A 14,140-nucleotide genomic window follows, 5' to 3' on the forward strand; every position below is an offset into this window, starting at 1 on the left:
CGCCTGAGCCGCTCTCGCTCAGGCGCCGGGTGATCCGTCGGCGCGCTTGTCCGGGGACGGCGGTGGTACGGGACCGGCGTGGAACACGGCCGTCCCCGCGTCCAGATCCACCCCCATCCGGGGCGGTGCGCCGTCCAGGGCGTCGTCCTTGAGGACCTGCTCCTCCACCCGGTGCTCGATCTGCACCCGCTTGGCCGAATTCAGGAACGCGTGCAGTTCGTCGGCGACCGAGGCCCCCACGCCCAGCCCGTGACGAGGGGTGCGGGCCGCGAGGACGCGGCGTAACCAGTCGGGGCGGCCGGTGCGTACGACCACATGACGGGCCGATGCCAACAGGAACGGCACCATGACCAGTACGGCCATGAACAGCAGGCTCGACATCATCACCATGCCCCGCCAACGCCCTGGCGGCCCGCGCGGTTCCGCTGCGCGGGCCTGCGCCAGGGGTCAGCGCTCAGCTCTCAGCGCTCAGCCGAAGAGCCAGCGCGTCTGGCTGTACGGCTCTCCCTTGCCGAAGCCGAATGCCTTGCGCGGGGTCACGCCGAACACGTCGGCGCGTCCGCCCGCACCGTTCGCGAACGCGCCCGCGTGGACCTCGAAGTGCCAGTCCGCGCCGTACTTCTCCTCCCAGAGCTCCGCCAGCCGGGTCAGCCGGGTCTCGTCCGTCACCGGGACCGCCCGGCCCTCGACCACCACGTCGAAGCCCTGGGACAGGGTGTTGGTGCCGGTCGTCAGCACGACCTCCGGGTTCTCCGCCAGGTTCCGCGCCTTGCGCTCCGTCGGGCCCGTGCAGAAGTGCAGCGTGCCGTCCGTCCATAGCCCGATCAGCGGAGTGACGTGCGGGCGGCCGTCCGGGCGGACCGTGGACAGCCAGAACACCTCTGCCTGCGTCAGCACACCCACGGCTTCCGACCACGGGCGGGCGGTGGCTCTCTTGTCGCTGTACTCGTGATGCAGCTCGGCGACGGGTTCGGGTCCGGACATGGGCGCGCCCTCCTGATACAGGTCCTGCAGGCGATCGTGCCTGCAGAGTACAGACGGCGCAGCCGCTACGAATTCATCGGCACCGGGCTAGGCTCGGAATGCTGGGACGGGAACGGGCGGCGAGCAGGAGAGCACGGAATGACGACGGTGCCGGGGCGCAGAAGCAGTACGTTCACCCGACTGCTGCGGCACGGTTTCACCGACCCCGCCGCCGCCGAGCGGCTGCTCGACCTGCCCGCCCTGGCGTCCGTACGCACCGATCCGGTGCTGCTCGACGCGCTCGGGGCGACCGCCGACCCCGATCTGGCGCTGCGCGGACTTGTCCGGCTGGTGGAGGCGGAGGACGCCGACGAGCGGCAGATGCTGCTCGACACGCTCGTCTCCGCCAAGCCGCTGCGGGACCGGCTGCTCGGGGTGCTCGGGGCGTCCGAGGCGCTCGGCGACCATCTGGCCCGGCACCCCCGCCACTGGCAGGCGCTCGTCATGTACGAGGCGACGGACCTGCACCCCGGGGTCGCCGAATTCGAGCACGAGCTCGGGGACGCTCGCGACCCGGACACGCTGCGCATCGCCTACCGCCGGTGCCTGCTGGCCATAGCGGCCCGGGATGTGTGCGGTACGACGGACGTCGCCGAGACCGCCGCCGAACTCGCCGACCTGGCGACCGCGACCCTGCGGGCCGCGCTCGCCATCGCCCGGACGGCCGCACCCGCCGACGCCGCGCTGTGCCGGCTGGCGGTCATCGCGATGGGCAAGTGCGGCGGGCACGAACTGAACTACGTCTCCGACGTCGACGTCATCTTCGTGGCGGAACCGGTCGACAGCTCGGGGGAGGGCAAGGCCGTCCAGGCCGCCACCCGGCTGGCCGCGCACATGATGCGGATCTGCTCCGAGACGACCGTCGAGGGCACCATCTGGCCGGTCGACGCCAACCTCCGGCCCGAGGGCCGCAACGGACCGCTGGTACGGACGCTCTCCTCACATGTCGCGTACTACCAGCGCTGGGCCAAGACCTGGGAGTTCCAGGCACTGCTCAAGGCCCGGCCGGTGGCCGGAGACCCCGAACTGGGTGCGGAGTACGTCGAAGCCGTCTCGCCGATGGTCTGGCAGGCAGCTGACCGGGAGAATTTCGTCGGCGACGTACAGAAGATGCGCCGCCGCGTCGTCGACAACATCCCCGCGGACCGCGTCGACCGCGAGATCAAGCTCGGGCCCGGCGGACTGCGGGACGTCGAGTTCGCCGTACAGCTGCTGCAGCTCGTGCACGGCCGCAGCGACGCGTCCCTGCACAGCGGCTCGACCCTGGACGCCCTGCGGGCGCTCGCCGGGGGCGGTTACGTCGGCCGGGTGGACGCCGCGCAGTTCGACGACGCGTACCGCTTCCTGCGCGCCTTGGAGCACCGCATCCAGCTCTACCGGCTGCGCCGCACCCACCTCGTGCCCGAGGGCGAGTCGGACCTGCGGCGGCTCGGGCGCTCCCTCGGGATGCGTACGGACCCCATCGCCGAGATCAACCAGGCGTGGAAGCGGCACACGTCCGTGGTGCGGCGGCTGCACGAGAAACTGTTCTACCGGCCGCTGCTGGACGCCGTCGCCCAGCTGGCACCCGGCGAGACCCGGCTCAGCGCGAAGGCCGCCGGGGTCCGGCTCGAAGCCCTCGGATACGCCGATCCGGCCGCCGCGCTCCGGCACCTGGAGGCGCTGTCGTCCGGGGTGTCCCGCAAGGCGGCGATCCAGCGGACCCTGCTGCCGGTGCTGCTCGGCTGGTTCGCGGACTCCGCCGACCCGGACGCCGGGCTCCTCGGCTTCCGCAAGGTGTCCGACGCGCTCGGCAAGACCCCTTGGTACCTGCGGCTGCTGCGCGACGAGGGCGCGGCGGCGGAGAACCTCGCCCGGGTCCTGTCGGCCGGCCGGCTCGCCCCCGACCTGCTGCTGCGGGCGCCCGAGGCGGTGGCGATCCTCGGCGACCCGCAGGGGCTGAAGCCGCGCAGCCGGAATCACCTGGAGCAGGAGGTGCTGGCCGCGGTGGGGCGGGCCGAGGACGCCGAGTCGGCGGTCGCGGTGGTCCGCGGTGTGCGACGGCGCGAACTGTTCCGTACGGCGGCGGCGGACCTCATCGGCTCGTACGGCACGGAGGAGAACCCCGCGGAACTCGACCACGGCGCACTCGTCGACCGGGTCGGTAACGCGGTCACGGACCTGAACGCGGTCACCATCGCGGGCGCGCTGCGCGCCGCCGTGCGCGGACAGTGGGGCGACACCCTTCCCACCCGGTTCGCCGTCATCGGCATGGGCCGCTTCGGTGGTCATGAACTCGGTTACGGCTCCGACGCCGACGTCCTGTTCGTGCACACACCGAGGGAGGGCGTCGACGAGCAGGAGGCGACCCGGGCCGCCAACACCGTCGTCGCCGAAATGCGCAGACTGCTGCAGCTGCCCACCGCCGACCCGCCCCTGCTCATCGACGCGGATCTGCGGCCGGAGGGCAAGAGCGGACCGCTGGTGCGCACATTGAAGTCGTACGAGGCGTACTACCGGCGCTGGTCGCTGATCTGGGAGAGCCAGGCCCTGCTGCGCGCCGAACCCATGGCGGGTGACGCGGAGCTCGGCCGCGACTTCATCGAGCTGATCGATCCCCTGCGCTACCCGATGGAGGGGCTGGGGGAAGACGCGGTCCGCGAGATCCGCCGCCTCAAGGCCCGGATGGAGTCCGAACGGATGCCGCGCGGCGCCGACCCGACGCTCCACACGAAGCTGGGGAGGGGCGGGCTGAGCGACGTCGAGTGGACGGTCCAGCTGCTGCAGATGCAGCACGGCTGGGTGGAACCGGGGCTGCGCACGACCCGCACCCGCGAGGCGCTGGCCGCGGCGTGCGCGGCGGAACTGATCTCCGTCGAGGACGCACAGACGCTGGACGAGGCATGGGTCCTGGCGACCCGGGTCCGCAACGCGGTGATGCTGGTGCGCGGACGCCCGGGGGACACGTTCCCTTCGGGGCCGCGGGAGCTGACGGCGGTGGGGCGGTACCTGGGGTACGAGCCGGGGCACGTGGGGGACATGCTGGACGACTACCGGCGGATCACGCGGCGGGCGCGCGCCGTGGTGGAGGAGCGGTTCTACGGGGCGTGAGGGGGTTTACGCTGCGGCGCGGGGCCATTCGGGGCTCCGCCCCGGAACCCCGGTCCTCAAGCGCCGGCCGGCGGGCGTTCTCAAGCGCCGGACGGGTCGAACGGCGTCCTCAAGCGCCGGACCGGCTTGATGCGTCCTCCGTGCCCAGCGCGGCGGTCACCGTGGCGTCGGCCGCTGAGTCACGGATGGCCCGCGGCGAAACCCTCAGCGGCGCGCCGCCACGTCCGCCGCGGGGTGGCCCGCCCGGATCGGCATCCCCGCGCTCAGCCCTGCCAGGCGTGCCCGCCCCCGCGGCACCTGCACCCGCTTCGCAAGGTGGTGCGGCAGCGCTCCGTACCAGGCGTACGACATCGCGAATCCGAACGTCAGGCAGGCCGTCCCGCCCATCGCGTCGAGCCAGAAATGGTTGGCCGTCGACACGATCACGACCAGGGTGACCGCCGGGTAGAGCAGGCTCAGGATCCGCGCCCAGGGCGCAGACGCCAGCGCGAAGACGGTCAGTCCGCACCACAGCGACCAGCCGATGTGCATGGACGGCATCGCCGCGTACTGGTTCGACATGTTCTTGAAGTTGCCCGAGGCCATCGAACCCCAGGTGTGGTGCACCAGCACGGTGTCGATGAAGTGCCCGCCGTTCATCAGACGGGGCGGTGCGAGCGGATACAGGTAGTAACCGAGCAGTGCGACACCCGTCGTTGCGAACAGCGCCAGACGCGCTGCCGCGTAACGGCCGGGATGGAAACGGAACAGCCACACCAGCACGCCGACGGTGACGATGAAGTGCAGTGTCGCGTAGTAGTAGTTCATCGTGATGACCAGCCATGTCACGGAATTCACCGTGTGGTTGACCGTCTGTTCGACGGCGATGCCCAGGAACCTCTCCACCGACCAGAGCCGGTCGGCATTCGCCAGGGCCGCGGCCTTCTGTTCCGGGACTGCGTTGCGCACCAGCGAGTAGAGCCAGTAACTGGCCGCGATCAGCAGGACTTCGAACCAGATGCGCGGCCTACGGGGGGACCGCAGCGAGCGCGGCCTCGCCGGTCTGTCGTTCCGCTTCGCCTCAAGGGCCGCCTCGTCCACGATGGGTGACGGGGGGGCCGCCATTCGGCCTTCCTGTGACTTCACACTCAATTCACCCATAGGCATCGATTAGGCATCGATCCTGCCAGATGCGTTCCTCTACCCGATCATCCTCCTGATGGGTTCCGGCTGCACATGATGCGCCCTACGGGTGGGCGTGCGACCCTGGGCCCATTCCGGAAGCGGACGACGGATCCGGGCCGGGGCCCGCGGCAGTGGAACCGCGTACGACCAGTTCCGGCATGAAGACGAACTCGCTGTGCGGAGCCGGTGTGCCACCGATCTCCTCGAGCAGGGTGCGGACCGCGGCCTGCCCCATCGCCGTGACCGGCTGCCGAATCGTCGTCAGCGGCGGATCGGTGAACGCTATGAGCGGTGAATCGTCGTAGCCGACCACCGACAGGTCGCGCGGCACCTCCATCGACAGCCTGCGCGCGGCCCGGATCGCTCCGAGCGCCATCATGTCGCTCGCGCACACCACCGCCGTGCACCCGCGCTCGATCAGTGCGGAGGCGGCCGCCTGGCCGCCCTCCAGTGTGTACAGAGAGTGCTGAATCAGTTCCTCCACCTCGTCCGAGGTGAGGTTCAACTGCTCCTGCACGGTGGCGTGGAAGCCCTCGATCTTCCGGAGTACGGGAACGAAACGCTTGGGTCCGACCGCAAGACCGATCCGCTGATGGCCGAGTGACACCAGATGCGTCACCGCGAGCCGCATCGCCGCCCGGTCGTCGGGCGAGATGAAGGGCGCCTGGACTTTCGGTGAGAATCCGTTGACCAGGACGAAAGGGACGCCCTGGGCGCGCAGTTGCTCGTACCGCTGCATATCGGCCGAGGTGTCGGCGTGCAGCCCCGAGACGAAGATGATGCCGGAGACGCCACGGTCGACGAGCATCTCGGTGAGCTCGTCCTCGGTGGAACCGCCGGGCGTCTGTGTGGCCAGCACCGGGGTGTAGCCCTGCCGGGTCAGCGCCTGGCCGATCACCTGGGCGAGCGCCGGGAAGATGGGGTTCTCCAGCTCGGGCGTGATCAGCCCGACCAGCCCCGCGCTGCGCCTGCGCAGCCGTACCGGCCGTTCGTAGCCGAGGACGTCGAGCGCGGCGAGTACGGATTCGCGGGTGGCCGCAGCGACACCGGGCTTGCCGTTCAGTACACGGCTGACCGTAGCTTCGCTGACCCCCGCCTGATTTGCGATATCGGCAAGCCGTGCGGTCATGGAAGTGGACTGTACCGGGCGTATGTCGGATTGCCCACCATGCGCAGGAATCGGGCGACCGGCCCCGCACGGTCGCGCGCGGCAACCGCGCGCCGGTGAGCGGCCTCGTCCCGGAGCGTCGTCACGGCCACGGCTGTCGCAACATCTTGCAAGGACTTGCGTGGGCGTCATGCTGCCCGCGGCCGGATCGTCGCACTGCGGAATCCGCCGCCCGTGCCTTTTCCTGTCGGGGTGGGACGGTCGCGTCAAGAGGCTTGACGGCAACCTTGAGGACACGCGAATGTAACGATCGCCGAAGCTTGCAGAAATATTCCGCAAGGTCTTTCGGCCTTCTTGCATCCTTGTTACGTTCACGTCGACCCGGCGCCGCGACGGAGCGGTACGGCAGTTGAAGGAGTTCACAGATGCGACGTGGCATAACGGCCACCGCCCTGGTCGCGGCCCTGGCGCTCGCGGCGACCGCCTGCGGCAGTGACGACAAGTCCGACAGCACCACCAAGGGCTCGGGCGAGCTCTCCGGGACCGTGACATGGTGGGACACCTCCACCGTGGGCAGCGAGGACAAGGTCTTCAAGAAGATCGCCGAGGACTTCGAGAAGAAGCACCCGAAGGTGGACGTCAAGTACGTCAACGTGCCCTTCGGTGAGGCGCAGAACAAGTTCAAGAACGCTGCCCAGTCCGGCTCCGGCGCCCCCGACGTGATCCGCTCCGAGGTCGCCTGGACCCCTGAGTTCGCGGACCTCGGCTACCTCGCCCCGCTGGACGGCACCCCCGCCCTGCAGAAGGCGGACGACTTCCTGAAGCAGGCCGCGGCCTCCACCAAGTACCAGGGCAAGACGTACGCGGTGCCGCAGGTCATCGACTCCATGGGCATCTTCTACAACAAGAAGATCTTCAAGGAGGCCGGCGTCGAGGTCCCCACGACCATCGCCCAGCTGAAGACCGTCTCCAAGAAGATCAAGGACAAGACCGGCAAGACCGGCATGTACCTGCGCGGCGACGACGCGTACTGGTTCCTGTCCTTCCTGTACGGCGAGGGCGGCGACCTCGTCGACGCGTCCACCAAGTCCGTCACCGTCGACAACGCCAATGGCGTCAAGGCGATGAAGGTCGTCAAGGACCTCGTCGACTCCGGTGCGGCCAAGACCGACGCGACGGACGGCTGGGAGAACATGCAGTCGTCCTTCAAGGACGGCAAGGTCGCCATGATGATCAACGGTCCGTGGGCCGTCGCCGACACCTACGCAGGCAAGGAGTTCAAGGACAAGGCCAACCTGGGCGTCGCCCCCGTCCCGGCCGGCTCCGTCGGGCAGGGTGCCCCGCAGGGTGGTCACAACCTGGCCGTCTACGCGGGTTCCAAGAACCTCGACGCCTCCTACGCCTTCGTCGACTACATGACGTCCGCGGAGACCCAGGCCAAGGTCACCAAGGAGCTGAACCTCCTGCCGACCCGTACCTCCGCCTACACGAGGGAAGAGGTCGTCGACAACGAGATCGTCACCTTCTTCAAGCCGGTCGTCGACACCGCTGTCGAGCGTCCCTGGATCCCGGAGACCGGCAGCCTCTTCGCCCCGCTCGTCACCGAGTACACCAAGGTCCTGACCGGCCAGACCACTCCGGAGAAGGGCGCCAAGTCCACCGGTGACTCCTACCGCAAGCTCCTCAAGGGCTGGAAGTAACTCAGGAAGGCAGGCCGACTGATGGCTGTCCACACCAGCCAGTCGGTGGCGAAGGCCGCGGGCGACGACGTCGCCCGCGGCCGCAGCCGCGGTACTGGTAACCCTCCACCGCCGAGCCGGCTCCGGCGGGCGCTGTCGACCCACTGGTACGCCTGGACCATGGTCGCCCCGGTCGTCGTCGTCATCGGAGTGATCATCGGCTACCCCCTGGTCCGGGGGATCTACCTGTCGCTGACCGATGCCAATGAGCGCAACGTCGAACGGTCCATCGGCGTCAACCACATGCCCGCCACGTACAAGTTCGTAGGGCTGGACAACTACACCGAGGCGCTCACGGGCGATCAGTTCCTCGGCACGCTCGGGTGGACCCTGGTGTGGACGGTCTCCTGCGTGGCCATCACCTTCTGCCTCGGCATGGCCCTCGCCAACATCCTCAACCGCAGGATCGCCGGCCGCTCCGCGTACCGGATGGCGCTGATCCTGCCCTGGGCCATTCCCGGATTCGTCTCCGTCTTCGCCTGGCGCTTCCTCTACAACGAGGACCGTGGGCTGCTCAACAAGATCCTCTCCGGTGCCGGTATCGACGGCATCCCGTGGCTGAACGACCCGACCTGGGCGAAGTTCTCCGTCATCGCCGTCAACGTCTGGCTCGGCGTGCCGTTCATGATGGTCGCCCTGCTCGGCGGTCTGCAGTCCATTCCCAGCGAGCAGTACGAGGCCGCCGAGATGGACGGCGCCACCGCCTGGCAGCGGTTCCGCCACATCACGCTGCCCGGGCTGCGGCCGGTGTCCACCACGGTGATCCTGCTGTCGACCATCTGGACCTTCAACATGTTCCCGGTGATCTTCCTGCTGACCCGCGGCGGACCCGGCGAGGCCACCCAGATCCTCGTCACCCAGGCGTACAAGTTCTCCTTCGAGATCAGCCCGCGCGACTTCGCGCAGTCCTCCACCTGGGGCGTACTGATCCTCGTCCTCCTGATGCTCTTCGCCGCGGTCTACCGGCGAGTCCTCCGCACGCAGGGAGATAACTGGTGACCACCGCCCCCGCACCCACCGCGCGCCACTCGGCGCGCAAGGCCAAGGTCCGGCTCCGCGGCGAACGCTCGCCACTCGCCTCCGTCGGAGTGCACCTCACGCTGATCGTGGCGTCCGTCATCGCCGTGTTCCCCGTGCTGTGGGTCCTGCTGACCTCGCTGAAGCCCGCCTCGTACGCGACGACGACGGACTTCTTCAAAGAGACCACGTTCGAGAACTACACGAACCTGATCAAGGACACCGAGTTCCTGACCTGGTTCGGCAACTCCCTGCTCATCGCCGGGCTCACCACCGTCCTCGGCGTCTTCGTCTCCGCCACCACCGGCTACGCCGTCAGCCGCTTCCGGTTCCCCGGCAAGCGCGGGCTGATGTGGACGCTGCTGATCACCCAGATGTTCCCGGTCGCCGTCCTCATCGTGCCGATCTACAACATCATGTCGGGCCTGGGACTACTCAACCAGCCTGTCGGCCTCGTCATCACGTACCTCACCATCGCGGTGCCGTTCTGTGCCTGGATGATGAAGGGCTTCTTCGACACCATCCCGCGCGAGATCGACGAGTCGGGGCAGGTCGACGGACTCACCCCGTTCGGCACGTTCTGGCGGCTGATCCTGCCGCTCGCCAAGCCCGGCCTCGCCGTCACCGCGTTCTACTCCTTCATCACCGCCTGGGGCGAGGTGGCGTACGCCTCCGCCTTCATGGTCGGCGACGAGAACCTCACGCTCGCCGGCGGACTGCAGAAGTTCGTCAACCAGTACGGAGCCCAGTGGGGGCCGATGACCGCCGCGTCCGTGCTCATCGCGATACCCGCGGCCCTGGTCTTCCTCTTCGCCCAGCGCCACCTGGTGACCGGCATGTCCGCCGGAGCCGTCAAGGGCTGACGTACGCAGCAGCACGACCGTACGACCGCACGCACCAAGTCACGGCGGCGCCGGATCCCCGACCCGGTCCCGGCGCCGCTCCCCACCCCGACACCTCAGGGACGACATGACCCAGCACCTCGCTGCCCCCTCCACCGGCACGTCCGGCGACGCTCCGGCCCACCAGACCGGCTGGTGGCAGGACGCGGTGATCTACCAGGTCTATCCACGGAGCTTCGCCGACGGCAACGGCGACGGCATGGGCGATCTCGCAGGCGTACGCGGCAGACTCCCGTACCTCAAGAACCTCGGCGTCGATGCGGTCTGGCTCAGCCCGTTCTACGCGTCGCCGCAGGCGGATGCGGGATACGACGTCTCCGACTACCGTGCCATCGACCCGATGTTCGGCACGCTGCTGGATGCCGACGGGCTGATCCGGGACGCCCACGAACTGGGCCTGCGGATCATCGTCGACCTGGTGCCCAATCACTCCTCCGACCAGCACGAGTGGTTCAAGCGCGCCCTTGCCGAGGGCCCCGGTTCCGCACTGCGCGAGCGCTACCACTTCCGCCCCGGCAAGGGCGCGGACGGTGAACTCCCGCCCAACGACTGGGAGTCCATCTTCGGCGGCCCCGCCTGGACCCGGACCACCGACCCGGACGGCACCCCGGGCGACTGGTACCTCCACCTTTTCGCGCCCGAGCAGCCCGACTTCAACTGGGAACACCCGGCCGTCGCCGACGAGTTCCGCTCCATCCTGCGGTTCTGGCTCGACATGGGCGTGGACGGCTTCCGCGTCGACGTCGCCCACGGCCTCGTCAAGGCCGAGGGCCTGCCCGACCTCGGCACCCACGACCAGCTCAAGCTGCTCGGCAACGACGTCATGCCGTTCTTCGACCAGGACGGGGTGCACGAGATCTACCGCTCCTGGCGCACCATCCTCGACGAGTACTCCGTAAAAACGGGGCCCGAAGGGCCTTCGTCAGAAGGGCGGTGGTGGGAGACGGGCGGGCGGATCCTCGTCGCCGAGGCATGGACCCCCACCGTCGAGCGCACCGCCAACTACGTGCGCCACGACGAGATGCACCAGGCGTTCAACTTCCAGTACCTCTCCACCGCCTGGGACGCCGCCGAGCTCCGCAAGGTCATCGACACATCGCTGGACGCGATGCGCCCGGTCGGCGCCCCCGCCACCTGGGTGCTCTCCAACCACGACGTCACGCGGCACGCCACCCGGTTCGCCAACCCGCCCGGCCTCGGCACCCAGATCCGCACCGCCGGCGACCGCGAGCTCGGCCTGCGCCGGGCCCGCGCCGCCACCCTGCTGATGCTGGCGCTGCCCGGTTCCGCGTACGTCTACCAGGGCGAGGAGCTCGGTCTGCCCGACGTCACCGACCTGCCCGACGAGGTCCGCCAGGACCCGTCGTTCTTCCGCGCCGAGGGCCAGGACGGCTTCCGCGACGGCTGCCGGGTGCCGATCCCGTGGACGCGGACCGGCTCCTCGTACGGCTTCGGCAGCGGCGGCAGCTGGCTGCCGCAGCCCGACAGCTGGGGCGCGCTGAGCGTCGAGGCGCAGACCGGCGACGCGAACTCCACGCTGGAGCTGTACCGGGCCGCGATCGCCGCCCGCCGGGTGCACCCGGGGCTCGGTGCCGGGACCGCGGTGGGGTGGCTCCAGGCCCCCGAGGGGCTGCTGATCTTCGCCCGCCCCGGCTTCGTCTGTACCGTCAACACGACGAGCCGTCCGGTGCGCATCCCCGTACGTGGCACCGTCCTGCTGTCCAGCACCCCGGTCGTCACCGACGGCGCCGAGATCGAGCTGCCCGCGGACACCACTGTGTGGTGGACGGTGTGACGGTTCCCCTGCCCAGGACCGGTGGTGCGCCGAGGCTCTCGGACATCGCCGGCCAGGCAGCGGTCAGCGAGGCGACCGTCAGCCGGGTGCTCAATGGGAAGCCGGGCGTCGCGGACACCACGCGTCAGCGGGTGCTCGCGGCGCTGGACGTCCTGGGCTACGAGCGCCCGGTACGGCTGCGGCAGCGCAGCGCCGGGCTGATCGGGCTGGTGACGCCCGAACTCACCAACCCGATCTTCCCGGCGTTCGCGCAGGCCGTTGAACAGGCCCTGGCCGGGCACGGCTACACCCCGGTGCTCTGCACCCAGACACCCGGCGGCGCCACCGAGGACGAACTCGTCGAGCAGCTCGTCGAACGGGGTGTCGGCGGGATCGTCTTCCTGTCCGGGCTGCACGCCGACCTGTCGGCCGACCCCGTCCGGTACGCCGCACTCACCGAGCGCGGTGTGCCCTTCGTCCTGATCAACGGCTACAACGAACGGATCAACGCCCCGTTCGTCTCGCCCGACGACTCCGCCGCCGTACGGATGGCCGTCGGCCACCTCGCCGAACTCGGCCACCGCAGGGTCGGCCTGGCCATCGGACCGCAGCGTTACGTGCCGTCCCGCCGTAAACGCGAGAGTTTCCTCGACGCCGCTGTGAACCTCCTCGGTCTGGGCCGGACCGAGGCCGAACTCCTGGTCTGCTCCGCACTGTTCGGCGTCGAGGGCGGCCAGGTCGCGGCTGGTGCGTTGCTCGACCAGGGGTGCACGGGCATCGTCTGCGGCAGCGACCAGATGGCGCTCGGCGTGGTGCGCGCGGCTCGGGGCCGCGGACTCGACGTGCCGCGCGACGTGTCGGTGGTGGGCTTCGACGACTCACAGCTGATCGCGTTCACCGACCCGCCGCTGACGACGGTGCGGCAGCCGGTGCAGGCCATGGCGGCGGCCGCGGTCGGGGCGCTGCTGGAGGAAATCGGCGGCAGTCCTGTGCAGCGTACGGAGTACGTATTCCAGCCGGAGCTGGTGGTACGGGGGTCCACCGCGGCGGTCCGCGCCGCCTGACGGCGCGTCCGGCACGCGCAGAGGTCCTGGATCCGGAGGGGGGTCCAGGACCTCGTCGTCTCTGGGTACGAGGACAGGCCGACGTACAGGAGAGGCACCGGGAGTCGGCCCTGAATGGGCCGGCGGGGAGTGAGCGACTCCGGGTGCCTCTCTTGTCCGTGACCGGCCCGGCCGGCCGGGCGCGTGGGGCCCGGGTTACCGGAACCACCGACCGGCCGGACCGGAGTCGGGAGAAACGTAACAGGGCTGCAATGTTTTGCGTAAGACCTTGCAGAAAGAAAGCTGCAGCATTTCGCCGATGTGAGCGGGCGGTGTCCCAAGGGTTGACCAGAACCTGACGGACTCGTACGGTCTCCCCGCGGCAAGGTTTGCATTCTTGCAGCAAGAACCTTCAGGAGCCTTGAGGGCAGGGCGCGTTGCCATGTGAGGCTGCACCGTCACCCGCATTTCCCCCACAGCAGGAGGAAAGACATGGCACGCAGACACCTGTCTGCAGCGCTCGCCCTGATAGCAGGTGCCGCTCTCGTGGCCCCCACCGCGACGGCCCAGGCGTCGCTCGGCCAGAACATCTACGTCGTCGGCAACCAGTCCGCGCTCGGCAACTGGAACACCGACAGCGCGCTCAAGCTGGACCCGGCGACGTACCCGGTCTGGAAGCTCGATGTGGGCATGCCTGCCGGGACGTCTTTCGAGTACAAGTACATCCGCAAGGACGCGAGCGGCGCCGTCACCTGGGAGAGCGGCGCCAACCGCACGGCGGCGGTGCCGTCGACCGGCAAGGTGTCGCTGACGAGCGACGTCTGGCGAAGCTGAGGTCCTCCCCGGACCGGGGCAGCCGACCATGTCGTCCCAGTCCGGTGGCTGAACCGGGGTCGGTGCCGCATCGGGGCGTCTCCTCGGGTGCAGCAGACTCCCCGACACCGTGGCGAACCGTCCTCTTACTGCGTCACCCTGCGGGGATCGCCCCGATACGTCCCCTCCCGGAGCGTCGGCTGACAGGACGTGGCCGCCCCGCACGCAGGCCTGCGGGCGCCCCGGGGCGGGGGTGCACCAGGGCGATCCCCGCAGGACGACGCAGTAAGTGCACGGTTCCCCCGCGGTGTCGGGGAGTCTGCGGCGTCCGAGGAGACGCCCTGGTGGACCCCCCCCCCCCCGCCCCCCCAACAAATACGGCCACCCCAGGGTAAACCCGACACCCAAGGAGACAAGACCCCTGTACCCGACCACCCACCCGCGGGGCGCCCTATCCCGCAATTGGG

10 protein-coding genes and 1 pseudogene are annotated in these 14,140 nt (G+C 69.6%); 7 read left to right on the forward strand and 4 right to left on the reverse strand.

Translation table 11 applies throughout. The annotated features are described in order from the left end of the window. Window positions 1-18: 18 nt before the first annotated feature. Both ACIBB8_RS01465 and ACIBB8_RS01470 read right to left on the reverse strand, forming a co-directional pair. On the reverse strand, window positions 19-390 hold the full coding sequence (locus tag ACIBB8_RS01465; RefSeq protein ID WP_398948349.1) for a DUF6191 domain-containing protein: 372 nt from the start codon (window positions 388-390) through the stop codon (window positions 19-21). A 78-nt stretch (window positions 391-468) separates the two neighbouring features. Continuing rightward, window positions 469-984, reverse strand: coding sequence for a pyridoxamine 5'-phosphate oxidase family protein (locus ACIBB8_RS01470; protein WP_398948350.1), 516 nt, complete (start codon window positions 982-984; stop codon window positions 469-471). A gap of 138 nt (window positions 985-1,122) precedes the next feature. Here ACIBB8_RS01470 and ACIBB8_RS01475 point away from each other — a divergent pair, with 138 nt between their 5' ends. After that, the gene (locus ACIBB8_RS01475; protein WP_398948352.1) at window positions 1,123-4,113 is read left to right on the forward strand and encodes a bifunctional [glutamine synthetase] adenylyltransferase/[glutamine synthetase]-adenylyl-L-tyrosine phosphorylase; all 2,991 of its coding nucleotides are present in this window, start codon (window positions 1,123-1,125) and stop codon (window positions 4,111-4,113) included. 204 nt (window positions 4,114-4,317) lie between these two features. Here ACIBB8_RS01475 and ACIBB8_RS01480 read toward each other — a convergent pair whose 3' ends face one another. Further along, the gene (locus tag ACIBB8_RS01480) at window positions 4,318-5,217 is read right to left on the reverse strand and encodes a phosphatase PAP2 family protein (RefSeq protein ID WP_398948353.1); all 900 of its coding nucleotides are present in this window, start codon (window positions 5,215-5,217) and stop codon (window positions 4,318-4,320) included. Window positions 5,218-5,338: 121 nt separating this feature from the next. Then, window positions 5,339-6,406 carry a LacI family DNA-binding transcriptional regulator gene (locus tag ACIBB8_RS01485; protein ID WP_398948354.1) on the reverse strand — a complete coding sequence of 356 codons (1,068 nt, stop codon included), beginning with the start codon at window positions 6,404-6,406 and terminating at the stop codon, window positions 5,339-5,341. A 404-nt stretch (window positions 6,407-6,810) separates the two neighbouring features. Here ACIBB8_RS01485 and ACIBB8_RS01490 point away from each other — a divergent pair, with 404 nt between their 5' ends. From ACIBB8_RS01490 to ACIBB8_RS01515, 6 genes and pseudogenes are all read left to right on the forward strand, one after another. Further along, on the forward strand, window positions 6,811-8,085 hold the full coding sequence (locus ACIBB8_RS01490) for an extracellular solute-binding protein (protein WP_398948355.1): 1,275 nt from the start codon (window positions 6,811-6,813) through the stop codon (window positions 8,083-8,085). A 21-nt stretch (window positions 8,086-8,106) separates the two neighbouring features. Beyond that, complete coding sequence (locus ACIBB8_RS01495) at window positions 8,107-9,123, forward strand: carbohydrate ABC transporter permease (RefSeq protein ID WP_398948356.1); 1,017 nt, start codon at window positions 8,107-8,109, stop codon at window positions 9,121-9,123. Beyond that, window positions 9,120-10,004 carry a sugar ABC transporter permease gene (locus tag ACIBB8_RS01500; protein WP_398948357.1) on the forward strand — a complete coding sequence of 295 codons (885 nt, stop codon included), beginning with the start codon at window positions 9,120-9,122 and terminating at the stop codon, window positions 10,002-10,004. Before ACIBB8_RS01495 ends, ACIBB8_RS01500 begins: the two co-directional genes overlap by 4 nt. 106 nt (window positions 10,005-10,110) lie before the next feature. After that, window positions 10,111-11,838, forward strand: coding sequence for a glycoside hydrolase family 13 protein (locus ACIBB8_RS01505; RefSeq protein ID WP_398948358.1), 1,728 nt, complete (start codon window positions 10,111-10,113; stop codon window positions 11,836-11,838). Further along, window positions 11,823-12,881, forward strand: a complete 1,059-nt coding sequence (locus tag ACIBB8_RS01510; RefSeq protein WP_398948359.1) for a LacI family DNA-binding transcriptional regulator — start codon at window positions 11,823-11,825, stop codon at window positions 12,879-12,881. Before ACIBB8_RS01505 ends, ACIBB8_RS01510 begins: the two co-directional genes overlap by 16 nt. Before the next feature lie 543 nt (window positions 12,882-13,424). After that, window positions 13,425-13,694 (forward strand): annotated as a pseudogene (locus ACIBB8_RS01515) (carbohydrate-binding module family 20 domain-containing protein); the annotation flags it as partial. Window positions 13,695-14,140 lie beyond the last annotated feature (446 nt).

The sequence above is a fragment of the Streptomyces sp. NPDC051286 genome (assembly GCF_044455345.1).
Lineage (GTDB): Bacteria > Actinomycetota > Actinomycetes > Streptomycetales > Streptomycetaceae > Streptomyces.

Excerpts from the sequence above, each read along its gene's own strand:
- ACIBB8_RS01465 (WP_398948349.1), bottom strand. The coding sequence starts at position 390 with ATGGTGATGATGTCGAGCCTGCTGTTCATGGCCGTACTGGTCATGGTG.
- ACIBB8_RS01470 (WP_398948350.1), bottom strand. The coding sequence starts at position 984 with ATGTCCGGACCCGAACCCGTCGCCGAGCTGCATCACGAGTACAGCGAC.
- ACIBB8_RS01475 (WP_398948352.1), top strand. The coding sequence starts at position 1,123 with ATGACGACGGTGCCGGGGCGCAGAAGCAGTACGTTCACCCGACTGCTG.
- ACIBB8_RS01480 (WP_398948353.1), bottom strand. The coding sequence starts at position 5,217 with ATGGCGGCCCCCCCGTCACCCATCGTGGACGAGGCGGCCCTTGAGGCG.
- ACIBB8_RS01485 (WP_398948354.1), bottom strand. The coding sequence starts at position 6,406 with ATGACCGCACGGCTTGCCGATATCGCAAATCAGGCGGGGGTCAGCGAA.
- ACIBB8_RS01490 (WP_398948355.1), top strand. The coding sequence starts at position 6,811 with ATGCGACGTGGCATAACGGCCACCGCCCTGGTCGCGGCCCTGGCGCTC.
- ACIBB8_RS01495 (WP_398948356.1), top strand. The coding sequence starts at position 8,107 with ATGGCTGTCCACACCAGCCAGTCGGTGGCGAAGGCCGCGGGCGACGAC.
- ACIBB8_RS01505 (WP_398948358.1), top strand. The coding sequence starts at position 10,111 with ATGACCCAGCACCTCGCTGCCCCCTCCACCGGCACGTCCGGCGACGCT.